Below are 17889 nucleotides of genomic sequence, written 5' to 3'. Positions count from 1 at the left end.
ATGCTGTCACAAGCCTAATACATGTACAGATTTATCCAAAACACATAAGTACGATCGTGTCACAGATCGCCGCTATTCCGAGCGGCACCCCGACGCCCGGCACGGCCTGCTAGAATACGCGCCCGCTCCACTACAGACCCCCGCCTTTCATGTCCCGACTCAATCCCCGGCAGCAAGAGGCCGTGAACTACGTCGGCGGCCCGCTCCTGGTGCTGGCCGGCGCCGGCTCCGGCAAGACCAGCGTGATCACCCGCAAGATCGCCTACCTGGTGCAGCAGTGCGGCATCCGCGCCCAGTACATCGTCGCCGTGACCTTCACCAACAAGGCCGCCCGCGAGATGAAGGAGCGCGTCAGCACCCTGCTGCGTCCCGGCGAAGGCAAGGGCCTGACCGTCTCGACCTTCCACAACCTGGGCCTGAACATCATCCGCAAGGAACACGCGGCCCTGGGCTACAAGCCCGGCTTCTCGATCTTCGACGAGAGCGATGTGAAGGCGCTGATGACCGACATCATGCAGAAGGAGTATTCCGGCGATGACGGTCTGGATGAGATCAAGGGCCTGATCGGCAGCTGGAAGAACGACCTGATCCTTCCGGAAGAGGCGCTGGAAAAGGCGCGCAATCCCAAGGAACAGACCGCGGCGATGGTCTACCTGCACTACCAGCGCACGCTCAAGGCGTACAACGCGGTGGACTTCGACGACCTCATCCTGCAGCCGGTGAAGCTGTTCCAGGAGCACCCGGAGATCCTCGACAAGTGGCGCAACCGCGTGCGCTACATGCTGGTGGACGAATACCAGGACACCAACGCCAGCCAGTACCTGCTGGTGAAGATGCTGGTGCAACAGCGCGCGCACTTCACCGTGGTGGGTGACGACGACCAGTCGATCTACGCCTGGCGCGGCGCGCGCCCGGAAAACCTGATGCAGCTCAAGGAAGACTTCCCTTCGCTGAAGGTGGTGATGCTGGAGCAGAACTACCGCTCCACCAGCCGCATCCTCAAATGCGCCAACATCCTCATCGCCAACAATCCCCACGTGTTCGAGAAGCAGCTGTGGAGCGAGATGGGCGAAGGCGACCCGATCCGCGTGATCCGTTGCCGCAACGAGGAGTCCGAGGCCGAGCGGGTGGCGATGGAAATCCTCACCATCCACCTGAAGACGCAGCGGCCCTACAGCGAATTCGCCATCCTCTACCGGGGCAACTATCAGGCGAAGCTGATCGAGCTGAAACTTCAGCACCACCAGATTCCCTATCACCTGTCAGGCGGCACCAGCTTCTTCGGACGCCAGGAAGTGAAGGACCTGATGTCCTACTTCCGTCTGCTGGTGAACCCGGACGATGACAACGCCTTCCTCCGGGTGATCAACGTGCCGCGCCGCGAGATCGGCTCCACCACCCTGGAGAAGCTCGGCAACTACGCCACCGAGCGCGGCTGCTCGATGTTCAACGCCTCCGGCGAGCTGGGCTTGTCCGAGCACCTGGACGCCCGTTACATCGAGCGCCTGCAGCGCTTCAAGCGCTTCATCGACAAGGTCCGCGAGCAATGCGCCGGCAGCGACCCGATCGGTGCGCTGCGCAGCATGGTGATGGACATCGACTACGAGAACTGGCTGCGGCAGAACGCGTCCAGCGACAAGATCGCCGACTTCCGCATGGGCAACGTGTGGTTCCTCATCGAAGCGCTGAAGAACACCCTGGAGCGCGACGAAGAGGGCGACATGACCATCGAGCAGGCCATCGCCAAGCTGGTGCTGCGCGACATGCTCGAGCGCCAGCAGGAAGAGGAAGAAGGCGCTGATGGCGTGCAGATGATGACCCTGCATGCCTCCAAGGGCCTGGAATTCCCCTACGTGTTCATTCTCGGCGTGGAAGAGGAAATCCTCCCGCACCGCTCCAGCATCGAGGCCGACACCATCGAGGAAGAGCGGCGCCTGGCCTACGTGGGCATCACCCGGGCGAAGAAGAACCTGGCCATGACCTTCGCCGCCAAGCGCAAGCAGTACGGCGAGATCATCGACTGCTCGCCCAGCCGCTTCCTCGATGAACTGCCGCCCGAGGACCTGGTCTGGGAAGGCCAGGAAGACGCGCCGCAGGAGGTCAAGGTGGCCAAGGGCAACTCGGCGCTGGCGGATATCCGGGCGATGCTCAAGCGCTGATCTTTCCGCGCCACCTATCACTCCCGGGCTGGGCACCCTCTCCCCCGCCCTCTCCCTGAAGGGAGAGGGAGCAGTGCGTGCCGGCTGATGCCGTGGTTTCAGCCGGCACTATCCAGTCCCCTCTCCCTTCAGGGAGAGGGCAACGCCCAGGCACAGATTCCCCGGCAGACGATCCTCGACACTTCCATCCATCGAAAAACTGTCCAGTCGATCAGCAATTGCATTGGTCGGAACGTCGCGCAGATGGCCAATGGCGTTGTAGAATGACGCGCTTCATCAGCGACAGCCGCTTTCGGAAGCACCCCCGTGAACACTCTCAAAGACAAAATTCGCAGCGAAGGCATCGTTCTCTCCGAACAGGTCCTCAAGGTAGACGCCTTCCTCAACCACCAGATCGACCCGGCGCTGATGAAGTTGATCGGCCACGAGTTCGCCGAGCGCTTCAAGAACCAGGGCATCACCAAGATCGTCACCATCGAGGCCTCGGGCATCGCCCCGGCGGTCATGGCCGGCCTTGAGCTGGGCATCCCGGTGATCTTCGCCCGCAAGTTCCAGTCGCTGACGCTGAAGAACGACCTGCTGATCTCCAAGGTCTTCTCCTTCACCAAGCAGACCGAAAGCACCATCGCCATCTCCGCCAAGCACCTGACCGCCGCCGACCACGTGCTGGTGGTGGACGACTTCCTCGCCAACGGCCATGCCGCCAAGGCGCTGATCGACCTGATCCAGCAGGCAGGCGCCAGCGTCGCCGGTCTGGGCATCGTCATCGAGAAGTCCTTCCAGGAAGGCCGCGCCCTGCTGGAAAGCGAAGGCTACCGGGTGGAATCCCTGGCTCGCGTGAAGTCCCTGGCCAACGGTCAGGTCGAGTTCCTCGAGGACTGATCCAGCGCGTTTCACGAAAAAGGCGGGCACCGACAGGGCCCGCCTTTTTTCATGCCGGAAAATCCCCCCACTGTAGGAGCGAGCCATGCTCGCGATCGCGCGTAAAACGCGCACCTACAGGAAATCATGCGTGACGGCCGGCTACCGGCGGTTCGCGGGCATGGCCCGCTCCTACAGGATTTGCTGGCTGGCTTTCAGGCCAGCCAGCACCAGGCGCTGATAGAGCTCCTCGCGCAATCCATCAGGCTTGGCCAGCCCCATGCGTTCGAGGTGCTCCGGGAATGCCCCCGGCTCCGGCGCATCCAGGGTCGCCTTGCCCAGTTCGAGTATCTCGCTCAGGCGCAGCTTGCTCTTCAGCCAGCCCAGCGCCCGCAGCAGATCGCGCTCGTGCTCGGTGAAGTCGCAGCCCAACGGGAATTCCGGCAGCAACTCACGCAGTCCCCGAGTCGCCTCGCGCAGGCGCTCCGGGGTGTTGTGGCGGTAGCGTTCGTCCAGTTCGAAATCCTTCGGCAGCTTGCCGGCCTCCCGGGCCTGGGCGATCAGTTCGTCCTGGAAGCGCGAGTCGGCCACGGCGAGCATCGCGGCGATCACCTCGGCGTCGTTCTTGCCGCGCAGGTCGGCAACGCCGTACTCGGTCACCACCATGTCGCGCAGGTGCCGGGGAATGGTGGTGTGGCCGTAGCTCCAGACGATGTTGGAGCTCAGCTCGCCCTCGGACTCGCGCCAGCTGCGCAGCATGATGATCGAGCGCCCGCCTTCCAGTTCATGAGCCTGGGCGACGAAGTTGTACTGCCCGCCTACGCCGCTGAGCACGCGGCCGTCTTCCAGCTGATCGGCTACGCCGGCGCCCAGCAGGGTGACGGTGAAAGCGCTGTTGAGGAAGCGCGCGTCGCGCCGCTGCTCGCGCTTGAGCTCTTCGTCGCGGTAGAGGTTGTTGACGAAGCCGATGCCGGTCATGCCGATCCCGGCCAGTTCCTCACGGGGCATTTCGCGCAGGCGCCGGTAGAAGGCCTGCGGGCCGAGGAAGAAGCCGCCATGCAGCCAGACGCCCGGCTCTGTGGGCGAAGAGCCCGGCCGCGCCGCCACCCGCCGGTTCAACACGCCCGCCTCGGCCAGCGCCAGCAGACCGGGAACGAACATCTCGCTGCAGCCGTACAGGCCCTGTTCGAACATTCCGAGGCCGCCGTCGCGCTCGATCAGCCCGGCGTGGCGGGCGGTGGAATCGAGGCTGTCGAGCAACGCGCGGTAACCGCCGTTGTCGCGTTGGCGCGTCAGCAGCGCGGAGGTGAGGGCATCGCCCATGGAGCCGATACCCACCTGCAGAGTACCGCCGTCGCGCACCAGGGCGCTGGCGTGCAGGCCGATGCAGTGATCCTGCAGGCCCACCGGCAGATTGGGCGTGGAGAACAGCGTGCTGCTGTCGCCCGGCGCGTCCACCAGCAGGTCGAAGAAGTCCTCGTCGACCTCGGCGTCGCCAGGCATGTAGGGCATCTGGTCGTGAACCACGCCGATGGTGACGATGGTTTCCCCCGCGGCGCGGCGGCGCTGCAGCATCGGCAGCAGATCGAGGGTGATGTCCGGATTGCAGGCCAGGCTGAGCTTGCCCGGTCGGGCCGGGTCGCGGGCCACCAGCTGGGCGACGGCATTGACGCCCTTGGCATTGATGTCACGCGCCACGTGGCTGTAGTTGCAGCTGATGTAGTTCTGCTGCGCCGGGGCGCTGTCCAGCAGGCTGCCGGGCTGCAGGTAGAACTCCTCGACGCGGATGTTCTCCGGCAGGCTGCCACTGCGCAGGTCGTGCAGGTAGTCCAGCTCGGGGTAGTCGCCGTAAATGCGCTCGACGAAGGGTTCGAGGAAGCGCCGCTGCAGCTCGCCGCCGGCCTGCGGACGGCCGAGTGACAGCGCGGTATAGAGCGTCAGCTGGCGGCGCGGGTTCTCGCGGATGTGCCGGTACAGCGCGTTGGCCAGCTGGTTGGGCTTGCCCAGCCCTAGCGGCAGGCCGAGGCGGATGTGCCCGTCCAGGCGTTGCAGCAGTTGTTCGACGGCAGTTTCGATCGAGCAGGATTGCACCGGGCATCCCTCCTGGTTCGTTTCAACGACAGGAGTTTGGACCGGCTTTACGCAAAAGTTGCTCCCGCGACTCACCCGGTGACAAATCACGGGCATGAAAAAGCCGCCCTTGGGCGGCTTTTTCGCACAGGTCGGCTATTACAGGCCGGACATGTGGTGAATCGCAGCTTTCAGCTCGTCATCGGAGCAATCAGCGCAAGTGCCCTTGGGCGGCATGGCGTTGATACCCGAGATGGCCTTGGCCAGCAGGCCGTCGAGGCCGCCCTGCTCTTTCGCGCGCTTGCCCCACTCGGCCTTGTCGCCGACTTTCGGCGCGCCCAGCAGGCCGCTGCCGTGGCAGTTGGTGCAGACCTTGCCGACAATCTCTTCGCCCGAACGCGGGGCACCGCCACCACCGGCGGCTGCTACGGCGCCAACGCCTTCGCACTCCTTGCCCTGGACGCAGACTTTGCCGACAGGTTCGAGACGCTTGGCAATGGCGTCATCGTTGGTCGCGGCCTGAACGCTTACTGCCCACAGGGCCAGTACGGCAGCTTGGGCTGCCAGGATTTTTCTAATCAGGTTCACCCTTTCACCCTCATCGTGGCTTATCACGCCCGGTCGCGGTGCAGTCACAGTCTCGGGCCGCGCGAGCGGGCGCAAGTATAACGGCAAAGGCGGCGAGCTCGAAACAATTGCACCCTCTGGCGGGGTCTTGCGGCATTAGGTCGCAGCGGGTCTGGCCGGTCCTACCGGCTGTTCAAAAATTTGCCGGTGTGGTCGCGCTGATCAGCCGGGCCGGAGCTTCGAACGGGTTGCGGAAGCGGTGCGGCTTGGTGCTGTCGAAATAGTAGCTGTCGCCGGATTCGAGGACGAAGGTTTCGTCGCCGACGGTCAGTTCCAGACGACCTTCGACCAGCACGCCGGTCTCTTCGCCTTCGTGGGCGTACATGTCATCACCGGTGTCGGAGCCCGGCGGATAGGTCTCGTCGAGCAGGGTGATGGCGCGGCTGGGGTAGTCCTTGCCGATCAGCTTCATGATGATCGAGCCACTGGACAGGTCGCTGAGTTCGTCTGCCTTGTAGACCACAGGAGTGTTGCTGCTCTGCTCGAGATCGAGGGAAAAGAACTCGACCAGGGACATCGGAATACCACCCAGCACTTTCTTCAGCGAGCTGATGGAGGGGCTGACGCTGTTCTTCTCGATCATCGAGATTGTGCTGTTGGTCACACCCGCCCGTTTGGCGAGTTCGCGCTGGGACAAACCTTTGAGCTTACGGATGGCTTGCAGACGAGCACCGACGTCCAAGGGTGGGGTCCTCCTTATTCTTGTGATCAGGCAGGCTCTGAAAGGCAGAACCCGCAGCGGCTTGAGCCGAGCGGGTTCCAAGTGCCACGTATCATGGCAACACCGTTCAGTATTTACAACAGATCGCCCGACGATCCTGCGCAAACTTTACGGGCGGTATCCGTCACTCGCCGCTATAGACCCGCGGCACCCGCTTGAGGTTGCAGAACAACTGATAAGGGATGCTGCCGCACCGGGAAGCCAGCTGGCTGGCGGGGACGTTCGGACCCCAGAGCTCGACGCGGCTACCCAGGCCTGCGCTCGGCAGGTCGGTCAGGTCTACGGTGAGCATGTCCATGGACACGCGGCCGATGATGCGGCTGGGCTTGCCGTCGATGAACACCGGCGTGCCGTCCGGCGCGTGGCGCGGATAGCCGTCAGCGTAACCCATGGCGACCACGCCGACGCGCACCGGGCGGTCAGCGATGAAGCGCGCGCCATAGCCCACCGGCTCGCCGGCCGGCAGTTCGCGGATGCTGATGACCTGGGATTCCAGGGTCATCACCGGGCGCAGCTGGTCAGCCAGCGGGTGCGCCTGTTCGAACGGGGTGGCACCGTAGAGCATGATGCCGGGGCGCACCCAGTCGCTGGGCACGTCGGACCAGCCGAGGATGCCGGGGGAGTTGCGCAGGCTGATCTCGTGGCCCTGCCCCGCGGCTTCACGCACGGCCTGGAAAGCGGCGACCTGTTCCTCGGTGCGCGGGCAATCCAGCTCGTCGGCACGGGAGAAGTGGCTCATCAGCACGACCTTGGCCACGTGCGGCAGCGCCTTCAGACGCGCCAGTGCGGCGGCGTAGTCCTGCGGGAAGAAGCCGACGCGGTGCATGCCCGAGTCCATCTTCAGCCAGACCGTCAGCGGCTTGCCCGGACGGGCGCGTTCGAGGGCTTCCAGCTGCCAGGCCGAGTGCACCACGCACCAGAAGTCGTGGGCGTCGATCAGCTCCAGTTCACTGGCCTCGAAGAAGCCCTCGAGCAGCAGGACCGGCGCACGGATGCCGGCTTCGCGCAGCTCCAGTGCTTCCTCGATGCAGGCCACGGCGAAACCGTCGGCCTCGGCTTCCAGTGCCTTGGCGCAAACTACAGCGCCATGACCGTAGGCATCAGCCTTGACCACTGCCAGCGCTCGGGCGCCGGTGACTTCACGGGCCAGGCGGTAGTTGTGGCGCAGGGCGGCGAGGTCGATCAGGGCACGGGCGGGACGCATGGCGAGGCTCTCTTATGGTCTGTGTGGAACGCAAACGACGGACGAAAAAAACCCGGCGCTCAGGCCGGGCCACGCAAAAACGATCAGGGCAGTGCGGCGACGATGGAGACCTCGACGAGAATCTCCGGGTAGCACAGCGCCGCCTGGACGGTGGCGCGCGCCGGGGCGCAGCCCTGCGGGACCCACTGGTCCCAGACGCCGTTCATGCCGGCGAAGTCGGCGGCGACGTCCTTCAGGTAGATGGTTGCCGAGAGCACCCGCGACTTGTCGGTGCCGGCTTCTTCGAGCAGGCGCTCGACGCTGGCGAGGACTTCGCGGGTCTGTTGCTCGACACCGGCGGAGAGGTCATCGGCCACCTGGCCGGCGAGGTACACCGTGCCGTTGTGGACGACGACCTGGCTCATCCGCTGGTTAGTGTGCAGGCGCAGGATGGCCATCGTGGACCTCCGAGGCAGAGCCGTAGCGGGAGATGTCCAGGCCTTCGGTGCTGATCTGCGGGCGCTTCTTGGCCATCAGGTCGGCGAGGTAGCGGCCCGAGCCGCAAGCCATGGTCCAGCCCAGGGTGCCGTGGCCAGTGTTGAGGAACAGGTTGCGGTAGCGGGTGGCGCCAACGATCGGGGTGCCATCCGGGGTGGCCGGGCGCAGGCCGGTCCAGAACTCTGCCTGGCTGACGTCGCCGCCTTCGGGGTAGAGGTCGGTGGTGATCATTTCCAGGGTGGCGCGGCGACGCGGGTTCAGCGACAGGTCGAAGCCGGCGATTTCCGCCATGCCGCCCACGCGGATGCGCTGGTCGAAGCGGGTGATCGCGACCTTGTAGGTCTCGTCGAGGATGGTCGAGGTCGGCGCCATGTCCGGGTTGGTGATCGGCACGGTCAGCGAGTAGCCCTTGAGCGGGTAGACCGGGGCGTCGATGCCCAGCGGCTTGAGCATCTGCGGCGAGTAGCTGCCCAGCGCCAGCACGTAGCGGTCGGCGGTGACCAGCTGGCCATCGACCCAGACACCGTTGATGCGGTCGCCGGCGAAGTCCAGGCGCTGGATGTCCTGGCCGAAGCGGAACTCCACGCCCAGGGCCTTGGCCATCTCGGCCAGCTTGGTGGTGAACATCTGGCAGTCGCCGGTCTGGTCGTTGGGCAGGCGCAGGGCGCCGACCAGCTTGTCGGCGACCTTGGCCAGGGCCGGTTCGACGCGGGCGATGCCGGCGCGGTCGAGCACTTCATAGGGCACGCCGGTGCTTTCCAGGACCGAGATGTCCTTGGCGGCGGCGTCGAGCTGAGCCTGGGTACGGAACAGTTGGGTGGTACCCAGGGAGCGGGATTCGTAGCTGATGCCGGTTTCGGCGCGCAGTTCGTCGAGGCAGTCGCGGCTGTACTCGGACAGACGCACCATGCGCTCCTTGTTCACCGCGTAGCTCTTGGCGTTGCAGTTGCGCAGCATCTGCCACATCCAGCTGTACTGGAAGGGATCGCCGGTCATGCGGATGGCCAGGGGCGCGTGGGTCTGCAGCAGCCACTTCATGGCCTTGAGCGGGATGCCCGGGGCGGCCCAGGGCGAGGCGTAGCCAGGAGACACCTGGCCGGCGTTGGCGAAGCTGGTTTCCAGGGCCGGGCCGGGCTGGCGGTCGACGACGACCACTTCGAAGCCGGCACGGGCGAGATAGTAAGCACTGGCGGTACCGATCACACCGCTGCCAAGCACCAGAACGCGCATCTTTGCCTCCTACGTCGCGCCAGGGACGCGGACGTTTCTTATTCTGAACGTAGATGCGCGCAGTATAGGAAGTCAGGCTCAGCGATATTCACTGATTGCGATGCGTGTTTTGACGAAAATTCCTGGCAAAAGTCGCTTTCACGGAGGGACATCCACCAGGATTACGGCGTTTTCACCCGAGACCGAATGGTCGAGGATCTGGCGAAATTTTCACCAGATCCAGAGGAAATAGCGAACAGAGCGGGATTGACCAGAACTTCTCGCGCCGGACCGTTCGCTGGCGGGAATTACCTGCTTCCGCCGCAGCACCCCGGACTCGCCGCCGGCAGCGGCGGCGAGCAGGGAAATCCCCTTGGCGCGCTTACTTGCGCACCCACTGGCCGTTGACCTGCACGTACTGCCCCGAAGGCGTACGTTCGATGGCCTTCTTGCCGGCCAGGGATTCCACGTCCTTCAGGGTGGCGCCACTCTGGCTGGCGACCTTCTGGTACTCGGCGCGGCGCGCGGCGTTGATCTGCGCGGCAATATCGGAGGCGTCGCCGCCATTCTTCACGACGCCGAGGTACCCGTCGGCCTGCTCGCCGACCAGCCCCTGGGACTTGGCGCCGCCCAGGGCGGACATCGCCTGCTCCAGGCTCATGGCCATGACCGGCAGGCTCAGGCAGAGGGCGACCAGCGCGACGCCCAGTTTGCGGTGCAATCTCATGCAAAGGCTCCTTGTCAGAACAGGCCGCTGTTCTCGTTGATGATGCCGTCGAGCGCCTTGTCGACCTTGATATAGATCTCGTGCTCGATCTTCACGTTGAGGTTGATGTTGATCGGCTCCTTGGGCGCCGCCAGCTGCACGGTGGGCGTGCAGCCCTGGGCGAGGCCGGCCAGGAGCAGTAGGGCGAATAGGGCGCGGAGGCGCATTTCAGGTTCTCCTTGCGGTCATGGCGCGGCGGCCGGGTCGTTGCGCAGGCGGTCCTGCACGCGCTTGCGGATGGTGTCGCTGACCCGGTCGCTCAGTTGCAGGCTGGTGAGCAGCTTGGGCACGTTCTCCTCCAGGTTGACGTTGAGGTTGATCGGCCGGCCCTGCTCCAGCGCGGGGTTCTTCCCGCTCAGGCTCAGGGCAAGGAGCAGCTTGCCGGATTCAGCATAATCCACGCGGCTGCTGAGCTTGTCGTAGCGGAAATCGTCGATGGCGGTGGCCACCAATTGCATGGCCGGGTTGCTCTGGCCCAGCGCCTGGATCTTCGCCGAACGGAACTGCAGCACGCCCGGCTGGCGCGCGGCCACTTCGCCATTGCGGATCACCAGCTTGCCCTCGTGCAGGCCCAGCGGCAGGTTGCCGTCGAGAATCCCGCTGCCGGACAGCCCTTCCGCGGGATACGCCGCAAGGATCGCCTCCAGCGTCAACCCTTCCAGCTTCAGGATAAGACCCTGGCCCAGGGCAGAAAGATCCACGGCCCCCGGCGGCAGCCAGGCACGGCCCTTGAACAGTCCCAGCTCCGCCTGCTGCCAGTCGACCCGGCCTGCCAGCGGCGCCGACAGCGAAGCCTTGTAATGGCCCTGCAGGGACAACGGCCCCAGGGTCACGCCGGGGTTCAGCGAGGCGACTTTCACCTGCGGCAACTGCAGCTCCATCTGCGAGCCCTTCAGGGCGAACTTCGCCTGCAGGTCGAGGCCATGCACTTCGCTGCGGTCGTAGACACCCTCCAGCCCGCTGCCGCGCAGGTTCAGGTCAAGACTTTGCGGCGCACTGCCTGGCGGCAGGCGCCAGTTCAGGTCGAAGCTGGCCTTGCCGTTGTTCAGGCTGAGCAGGCCGGGCCAGTCGCCCAGGGACTTTTCCAGCGGGTTGCCGCTGCGCAGGAAGAACTCCGGCTGCCGCGCGGCCAGGGCAACGCCCTGCTTCGCCGAGTTGTTCAGCTCGACCTCGGCATTCAGGCCGCCACTGTTGAGCAACCGGCCCTTGAACTGCTGGGCGTCGAGGCTCGCCGCGAGCGTGCCCATGGCGCTCCAGGAGAGGGGTTTGACGTGGGGCTGGCGCAGCTCGCTCACCGCCAGCTTCAACGGCGCTTCCAGTTGCAGGGTGGCCGGCGTGTCGCTGGCATATCCCAGGCTCAGCACGCCTTTCCCCAGGGTGGCGGCGAGCTTGCTGGCCTTGAGCGACGGCGGGCCGGCCAGCGTGCCGACCTGCAGTTGCGCACCATCGGCAAGGTTGAGACTGGCGGACTGCTGATCGACACGGCCGTCGAAGCTCAGGTCGATGCGGCTGTTGTCGCCGCGCAGGCCGGCCAGCTCCAGGTGCGGCACCTTGCCCTCCAGTCGTGCATCGCGCAGCTGCAGTGCCAGCGGGGTCGCCTCCAGCAGGGCGACGCGGGAACGCAGGCGCAGGTCGGCGGCACCCACGGCGCGCAGGTCGGCGCGCACGCTGCCGGCTTCCTCCTCCACGCCAGGCTCCAGATGCAACGTCAGGCGCGCCGGGCGCAGGCCGACCGGCAGCGCCTGCAGCCAGTCGCCGTAGAGATCGGAAAGGCGCAGGTCGCCGCTGACCACCGAGGGGCGCCAGCCGCTATCGGTGGCACTGGCGATCAAGCGCAGGTCGCCCTGCAGGTTGCCCGCGCCCGGCAGCGGCCAGGGCTGCGGCAGTTGCAGGGAGAGATCGATGCTGCCACGGCCATCGCGCAGGCCGGGCCAGTCCGGCCAGGCGGCGTCGCCGGCCAGGTGGGTGTCCCAGCTCAGGCGCAGGCGCCCGGCCTCGGGGATCGGCAATGGCAGGTTCGGTGTCGGCAACCACATGCCCAGCCAGTTGCGCACCGCCTGCACCGGCGGCACGGCGGGGCTGGCGATGCTGCCGCTGAGCTGGCGGCTGGCAGGGGCCCAGCTGGAATCCAGGGAGAGCAGCTGCTCGTTGTCCAGGTAACTGTCCAGGTGCAGGCGCCACTGGCCATCGCCGGGTTGCAGCAGGCCATTGAACGCCAGTTGCTGGCCACCCTGGCGCAGTTCGCCGCCCAGTGCCGCGGCGCCACCCTGGATCTGCTGCCAATGGGCGCTGCCATTGAGCGTGCAGCGCTGCTCGCGGGCGCAGGGCAATTCGACGGCGACGTGCTCCAGCGCCAGCCGGCCGGGCAGCAGCGCCAGCCAGCGGTTGAGCTGGGCAATGTCCGGCAACCCGGCGTCTTCCTCCGGCGAGCCCTGCCCCGGCCACTGGCGCACCTCGATGCTGCCGGCAGCCAGTTCCTTCAGACGCCAGCGTCCGTCTTCGTGCTCGGGCCAGCCAATGCGCAGGTCCTGCAGCTGGATCACCAGGCGCGCGCCGTCCGGCGTCTGCCGCTGGGCAGCAAAGCGCTGCAGCGTCAGCCCCTGGCGGGAAATGCCCGGCCCCTGCCACTGCTCGACGCTGACTCCGGCACCCGCCAGCAGGCGCGGAACCGCCAGCCACGCCGCGCCGACCGCCATTGCCAGGAGCAGCAACAGCAGCAGGAGAACGGTGCGCAGGCGGGGCAGCGACATGCGAAAACCTCGGCGGAAACGGCAGGCTTCGCCCGACAGGGACAGAAGCTTGGCCTACAGGCTGGCCGTCCAACGCGGGAAGTTCAAGGGTTGCCAGTGATATTCCCTGCGCAACCGACTATATTGCCGACATTCCCCCAAAGCTCATCGCTCGACTTCAGAGTCATACCCATGAGAACCCAGCACCAAAGCCGCCGCGAACTGGACAAGATCGACCGCAACATCCTGCGCATCCTGCAGGAGGAAGGTCGCATCTCCTTCACCGAACTGGGCGAGCGCGTCGGCCTCTCCACCACGCCGTGCACCGAGCGCGTGCGCCGGCTGGAGCGCGAGGGAATCATCATGGGCTACAACGCCCGGCTGAATCCGCAGTACCTCAAGGCCAGCCTGCTGGTGTTCGTCGAGATCAGTCTGGACTACAAGTCCGGCGACACCTTCGAGGACTTCCGCCGCTCGGTGCTCAAGCTGCCCCACGTACTGGAGTGTCACCTGGTGTCGGGCCACTTCGACTACCTGGTGAAGGCGCGCATCTCGGAGATGGCCTCCTACCGCAAGCTGCTGGGCGACATCCTGCTCAAGCTGCCCCACGTGCGCGAATCCAAGAGCTATATCGTGATGGAAGAGGTGAAGGAAAGCCTCACCCTGCCCATCCCGGACTGAAACGCGGGCTGATTCCCCGCCGTTCGCGGCAAGCTCCACAGATTTATTTACGACTTCCCGGCGTTTTTTCCCGTGCGGCTATTGGCTGGGCGGGAAGTCGGCGTTTATCCTGCGTAAAATTTTAACAACACAAAAATCAGGATATCGCACATGAACGCCCGCGTTCACCAGCCGGTGCACACCGACCGCCACGCCCCGTCCTACTACGCCGCGAGCGCCAACCGCCGCCTCGAAGTACCGCCCCTGGCCGGCGAGGAAAAGGCCGACGTGTGCGTCATCGGCGGTGGCTTCTCCGGGCTGAACACGGCCATCGAACTGGCCGAGCGCGGGCTCTCGGTGATCCTGCTGGAAGCGCATCAGATCGGCTGGGGTGCCAGCGGCCGCAACGGCGGCCAGCTGATCCGCGGCGTCGGCCACGGCCTGGAGCAGTTCGAGCCGGTCGTCGGCGCCGCTGGCGTGCACGCCATGAAGCTGATGGGCCTGGAAGCGGTGGAGATCGTCCGCCAGCGCGTCGACAAGTACGCCATCGACTGCGACCTGACCTGGGGCTACTGCGACCTGGCCAACAAGCCCTCGGACGTCGAAGGCTTCCAGGAAGATTTCGACGAGCTGAAAAGCCTCGGCTACCGCCACGAACTGCGCATGATCCCGCAGGAGCAGATGCGCTCCATCGTCGGCTCCGACCAGTACGTCGGCGGCATGGTGGACATGGGCTCGGGCCACCTGCACCCGCTCAACCTGGCCCTGGGCGAAGCCGCCGCGGCGCAGAGCCTGGGCGTGAAGATGTTCGAGAATTCTGCCGTCACCGGCATCGACTACGGCAGCGAAGTGCGCGTGCGCACCGCCCAGGGCAGCGTGCGCGCCAAGTCCCTGGTGATCGCCTGCAACGCCTACCAGAACGGCCTGAACCCTTACCTCGACGGCAAGGTGCTGCCCGCCGGCAGCTACGTGATCGCCACCGAGCCACTGTCCGCCGAACAGGCCCGCGCCCTGCTGCCGCAGAACATGGCGGTGTGCGACCAGCGCGTGGCGCTGGACTACTACCGGCTCTCGGCCGACAACCGCCTGCTGTTCGGCGGCGCCTGCCACTACTCCGGGCGCGACCCGGCGGACATCGCCGCCTACATGCGCCCGAAGATGCTCAAGGTGTTCCCGCACCTGGCGAACGTGCGCATCGACTACCAGTGGGGCGGCATGATCGGCATCGGCGCCAACCGCCTGCCGCAGATCGGCCGCCTGCCCGAGCAGCCCAATGTGTACTTCGCCCAGGCCTACGCCGGCCACGGGGTGAACGCCACGCACCTGGCCGGCAAGCTGCTCGCCGAAGCCATCAACGCCCAGCAGGGCAGCGGCTTCGAGCTGTTCGCCAAGGTGCCGCACATCACCTTCCCCGGTGGCAAGCTGCTGCGCTCGCCACTGCTGGCCTTAGGGATGGCCTGGTACCGCTTCAAGGAAACCCTCGGCGGCTGACCGCCCAAGCGATCCAGCGGCTAGAATCTTCCGCAGCCCGTCATCGGCGGGCTTGTCGGAGACTCCTCCTTGCTTCCACGCCTGCTCCTGCTGGTCCTGCTGGCCCTGGGAGGCTGCGCCAGCGCGCCGCCGCCCGAGCCCTCGCACGTGCTGCCGGTGCAGGGTACGCGGCTGGACAGCGAGATCGGCGAACGCGCCGCAGCCCATCCCGGCCAGTCCGGCTTCCACCTGCTGGCCTCCAGCGTCGATGCCTTCCTCGCCCGCGCCGAGCTGATCCGCAAGGCCCAGCGCAGCCTCGACGTGCAGTACTACATCGTCCACGACGGCCTCACCACCCGCGCGCTGATCCGCGAGCTGCTGCACGCGGCCGATCGCGGCGTGCGCGTACGCATCCTGATCGACGACACCAGCAGCGACGGCTGGGACTACGAGCTGGGTACCCTCGCCGCCCACCCGAACATCCAGGTACGCCTGTTCAATCCGCTGCACCTGGGCCGCAGTACCGGTGTCACGCGCAACCTCGGGCGGCTGTTCAACCTCTCAGAGCAGCACCGGCGCATGCACAACAAGCTGCTGCTGGCGGACAACAGCGTGGCCATAGTCGGCGGCCGCAACCTGGGTGACGAGTACTTCGACGCCAAGGCCGAGATGAACTTCAGCGACCTCGACCTGATGGGCGTCGGCCCGGTGGCGCAGTCGCTGGGGCAGAGTTTCGACCAGTACTGGAACAGCCGCATCAGCCGGCCCATCGAGGACTACCTGTGGGGTGACCCGGACCTCGACGAGCTCAACCGCATGCGCCGCAGGCTGGACCACTACCTGGCCAAGGAGCGGGTGAAGAGCTCCAGCTACATCGCCCGGCTCAACCGCAACAGCGACCGCCCGCACCTGCAGAACTGGCTGGACGATCTGGTCTGGGCGCCGGGCAAGGCGGTCTGGGATACCCCGCTGAAGGTGCTCGACCAGGGCGACCCGCAGGGCGAGCAGTTGCTCAGCACCCAGTTGCAGCCGCTGTTCGATGGCGTGTCGAAGGAACTGATCCTGGTCTCGGCCTACTTCGTGCCGACCAGCGCCGGCGTCGACTACCTGACCCGGCGTGCCGACAGTGGTGTCAGCGTGCGCCTGCTGACCAACTCGCTGGAAGCCACCGATGTGCCGGCGGTGCATGCGGGCTACGCGCCCTATCGGTTGGAATTGCTGGAGCACGGGGTGAAGCTCTATGAACTGCGCGCCGACCCGGACCAGCGCCTGTCCGGGGCGCCGTGGATGGTGCGCGGATCGAGCAGCGCCAGCCTGCACAGCAAGGCAGCGGTATTCGACCAGCGCCAGGTGTTCGTCGGTTCGCTGAACTTCGACCCGCGCTCGGTGATCTGGAACACCGAGGTCGGCATCATCGTCGACAGTCCGGAGCTGGCCGAGCAGGTGCGCCGCCTGGCGCTGGCGAGCATGTCGCCGAGTGTCAGCTATCAGGTGAAGGTCGCGCCGCACAGCGACCCGCCGAAGCTGGTCTGGATCGAGGAACGCAACGGCCACCTGGTGGCGCTGGAGCGTGAGCCGGGCAACGTCTGGCGCCGGCTCAACGCGTGGATCGCCGGTGCCATCGGGCTGGAGAAGATGCTCTAGGAGCGTTCCTGCTGCAGCTGCGCGTCGGTGCTGCGCATGACCGGCGGCAGGCCGCGCAGGCCCACCAGGACCACGAAGCCGGCGGCGCCCAGGGCCATCACCAGCGGCAGCGCATGGCCGCTGATCCACTGGCTGGCCGCCCCGGTCGCCAACGGCCCGATCAGGCAACCGATACCCCAGAGCTGGGCGATGTGCGCGTTGGCGCGGACCAGCGCGTCGTCGCGATAACGCTCACCGATGAGGATCAGCGACAGGGTGAACAGCCCGCCGGCGCTGGCACCGAACAGCACCAGCACCGGCCAGATGGCGATGTGGTGCAGCAGCATCGGCATGGCCAGGCTGCTGGCGCAGAGGACGATGCCGCAGCCCTTGAACAGCGTCTGCCGGGAAATGCGGTCGGCCAGCCAGCCGATGGGCAGTTGCAGCAGCGCATCGCCGACCACCACGGTGCTGACCATCGCCAGTGCTACCGCCTGGGTAAAGCCCTGCTGGATGCCGTAGACCGGCAGCAGGGTGAGGATCATCGCCTCGAAGCCGGCGAACAGCACCACCGCCCAGGCGATGGCCGGGAGTTGGCCGCAGAAGGCGAACAGCCCGCGTCCGTTGGCGCTGTGCGGGTCGACCTTGGGCGCGCCGGTACGGCCGAGCAGCAGCAGGGAACCGCCTACCAGCAGGCAGACGCTGAACCAGAAGCCGCGGTTGTCGGCGGTGCCTATGAACGTCAGCAGCACCGGGCCGGACAGCTGGCTCAGGGCATAGCCGGTGCCATACAGGGCGACCAGGCGACCGCGCCATTTCTCGATGGCCAGCTGGTTGATCCAGCTTTCTCCGAGGATGAACACGACAGTCAGTTGCACGCCGATCAGCAGGCGCAGGAACAGCCAGATCGGGTAGCTCTGCAGCAACGCCAGCAGGCCGACCGAGAAGGCCCCGGACAGCAGGCACAGGCGCATCAGCAGCGGGGTACCGACCCGCGCGGCCAGGCGCCCGGCAATCATCGCACCGAGCAGCACGCCCACAGCCGGCGTGGACGCCATGACGCCAATGGCGAAGTTGCCGTAGCCCCAGCCCTCCAGGCGCAACGAGACCAGCGGCATGGTCAGGCCCAGGGCCAGACCGATGCTGATGACGGCAGCACACACAGCAAAATACGGTCCCCAACGCATTGTCTTTCTCCCGTTCCATCCGGAGCGCACGCCAGGCGCGAGGGGTGCCCGATGCGCAATGCACAGCGGCCGGGCTTCCCTGAGGGAAACCCGGCCGCGGGTGTGGCTCTTTGTCAGAGCCGGCCC

15 protein-coding genes are annotated in these 17889 nt (G+C 66.1%); 5 read left to right on the top strand and 10 right to left on the bottom strand.

Features of this window, described 5'->3' with window-relative positions; all coding sequences use genetic code 11:
- Positions 1-149: 149 nt before the first annotated feature.
- Together rep and J2T47_RS13570 are read left to right on the top strand one after the other, a co-directional pair.
- Positions 150-2159, top strand: coding sequence for a DNA helicase Rep (gene rep / locus J2T47_RS13575; protein WP_138217085.1), 2010 nt, complete (start codon positions 150-152; stop codon positions 2157-2159).
- A gap of 306 nt (positions 2160-2465) precedes the next feature.
- Positions 2466-3041 (top strand): xanthine phosphoribosyltransferase, encoded by a 576-nt coding sequence (locus J2T47_RS13570; RefSeq protein WP_081515169.1) that lies wholly within the window; start codon positions 2466-2468, stop codon positions 3039-3041.
- Between the two features lie 171 nt (positions 3042-3212).
- On the opposite strand, the gene J2T47_RS13565 is transcribed toward J2T47_RS13570, so the two are convergent.
- From J2T47_RS13565 to J2T47_RS13525, 9 genes are all read right to left on the bottom strand, one after another.
- Positions 3213-5051, bottom strand: a complete 1839-nt coding sequence (locus tag J2T47_RS13565) for an acetyl-CoA hydrolase/transferase C-terminal domain-containing protein (protein ID WP_253448148.1) — start codon at positions 5049-5051, stop codon at positions 3213-3215.
- Between the two features lie 198 nt (positions 5052-5249).
- Complete coding sequence (locus J2T47_RS13560; RefSeq protein ID WP_054910073.1) at positions 5250-5678, bottom strand: c-type cytochrome; 429 nt, start codon at positions 5676-5678, stop codon at positions 5250-5252.
- 172 nt (positions 5679-5850) lie between these two features.
- Positions 5851-6399 (bottom strand): cupin domain-containing protein, encoded by a 549-nt coding sequence (locus J2T47_RS13555; RefSeq protein ID WP_184596604.1) that lies wholly within the window; start codon positions 6397-6399, stop codon positions 5851-5853.
- Between the two features lie 163 nt (positions 6400-6562).
- Positions 6563-7642: an alanine racemase gene (gene alr / locus J2T47_RS13550; protein WP_253447447.1), complete on the bottom strand. Its 1080-nt coding sequence runs from the start codon at positions 7640-7642 to the stop codon at positions 6563-6565.
- Between the two features lie 83 nt (positions 7643-7725).
- The gene (locus tag J2T47_RS13545) at positions 7726-8079 is read right to left on the bottom strand and encodes a RidA family protein (RefSeq protein ID WP_081515166.1); all 354 of its coding nucleotides are present in this window, start codon (positions 8077-8079) and stop codon (positions 7726-7728) included.
- On the bottom strand, positions 8054-9349 hold the full coding sequence (gene dadA, locus J2T47_RS13540) for a D-amino acid dehydrogenase (RefSeq protein WP_253447444.1): 1296 nt from the start codon (positions 9347-9349) through the stop codon (positions 8054-8056). Before dadA ends, J2T47_RS13545 begins: the two co-directional genes overlap by 26 nt.
- A 361-nt stretch (positions 9350-9710) precedes the next feature.
- Positions 9711-10055, bottom strand: a complete 345-nt coding sequence (locus tag J2T47_RS13535; RefSeq protein ID WP_184596596.1) for a YdbL family protein — start codon at positions 10053-10055, stop codon at positions 9711-9713.
- A gap of 14 nt (positions 10056-10069) precedes the next feature.
- Positions 10070-10261, bottom strand: a complete 192-nt coding sequence (locus tag J2T47_RS13530; RefSeq protein ID WP_081515164.1) for a YnbE family lipoprotein — start codon at positions 10259-10261, stop codon at positions 10070-10072.
- 18 nt (positions 10262-10279) lie between these two features.
- Positions 10280-12844 carry an intermembrane phospholipid transport protein YdbH family protein gene (locus J2T47_RS13525; protein WP_253447441.1) on the bottom strand — a complete coding sequence of 855 codons (2565 nt, stop codon included), beginning with the start codon at positions 12842-12844 and terminating at the stop codon, positions 10280-10282.
- 171 nt (positions 12845-13015) lie between these two features.
- Between J2T47_RS13525 and dadR the strand changes: the two genes are divergently transcribed.
- From dadR to J2T47_RS13510, 3 genes are all read left to right on the top strand, one after another.
- Positions 13016-13504: a transcriptional regulator DadR gene (dadR, locus tag J2T47_RS13520; RefSeq protein ID WP_015479539.1), complete on the top strand. Its 489-nt coding sequence runs from the start codon at positions 13016-13018 to the stop codon at positions 13502-13504.
- Positions 13505-13654: 150 nt separating this feature from the next.
- Positions 13655-14974: an NAD(P)/FAD-dependent oxidoreductase gene (locus J2T47_RS13515; protein WP_253447438.1), complete on the top strand. Its 1320-nt coding sequence runs from the start codon at positions 13655-13657 to the stop codon at positions 14972-14974.
- A 69-nt stretch (positions 14975-15043) separates the two neighbouring features.
- Positions 15044-16597: a phospholipase D family protein gene (locus J2T47_RS13510; protein ID WP_253447435.1), complete on the top strand. Its 1554-nt coding sequence runs from the start codon at positions 15044-15046 to the stop codon at positions 16595-16597.
- Here J2T47_RS13510 and J2T47_RS13505 read toward each other — a convergent pair.
- Positions 16594-17763 carry an MFS transporter gene (locus J2T47_RS13505; RefSeq protein ID WP_253447432.1) on the bottom strand — a complete coding sequence of 390 codons (1170 nt, stop codon included), beginning with the start codon at positions 17761-17763 and terminating at the stop codon, positions 16594-16596. The genes J2T47_RS13510 and J2T47_RS13505 overlap by 4 nt on opposite strands.
- Positions 17764-17889 lie beyond the last annotated feature (126 nt).

Source organism: Pseudomonas nitroreducens (genome assembly GCF_024170165.1).
GTDB classification, from domain to species: domain Bacteria; phylum Pseudomonadota; class Gammaproteobacteria; order Pseudomonadales; family Pseudomonadaceae; genus Pseudomonas; species Pseudomonas nitroreducens_C.
Note: the sequence above shows the minus strand (reverse complement) of the source record. Positions and strands in the feature narration are given on the sequence as shown.

Bases quoted from the DNA above. Each gene is read 5' to 3' on its own strand.
- dadR (WP_015479539.1), top strand. From the start codon at position 13,016: ATGAGAACCCAGCACCAAAGCCGCCGCGAACTGGACAAGATCGACCGC.
- dadA (WP_253447444.1), bottom strand. From the start codon at position 9,349: ATGCGCGTTCTGGTGCTTGGCAGCGGTGTGATCGGTACCGCCAGTGCT.
- J2T47_RS13535 (WP_184596596.1), bottom strand. From the start codon at position 10,055: ATGAGATTGCACCGCAAACTGGGCGTCGCGCTGGTCGCCCTCTGCCTG.
- alr (WP_253447447.1), bottom strand. From the start codon at position 7,642: ATGCGTCCCGCCCGTGCCCTGATCGACCTCGCCGCCCTGCGCCACAAC.
- J2T47_RS13530 (WP_081515164.1), bottom strand. From the start codon at position 10,261: ATGCGCCTCCGCGCCCTATTCGCCCTACTGCTCCTGGCCGGCCTCGCC.
- J2T47_RS13505 (WP_253447432.1), bottom strand. From the start codon at position 17,763: ATGCGTTGGGGACCGTATTTTGCTGTGTGTGCTGCCGTCATCAGCATC.
- J2T47_RS13515 (WP_253447438.1), top strand. From the start codon at position 13,655: ATGAACGCCCGCGTTCACCAGCCGGTGCACACCGACCGCCACGCCCCG.
- J2T47_RS13525 (WP_253447441.1), bottom strand. From the start codon at position 12,844: ATGTCGCTGCCCCGCCTGCGCACCGTTCTCCTGCTGCTGTTGCTGCTC.
- rep (WP_138217085.1), top strand. From the start codon at position 150: ATGTCCCGACTCAATCCCCGGCAGCAAGAGGCCGTGAACTACGTCGGC.
- J2T47_RS13545 (WP_081515166.1), bottom strand. From the start codon at position 8,079: ATGGCCATCCTGCGCCTGCACACTAACCAGCGGATGAGCCAGGTCGTC.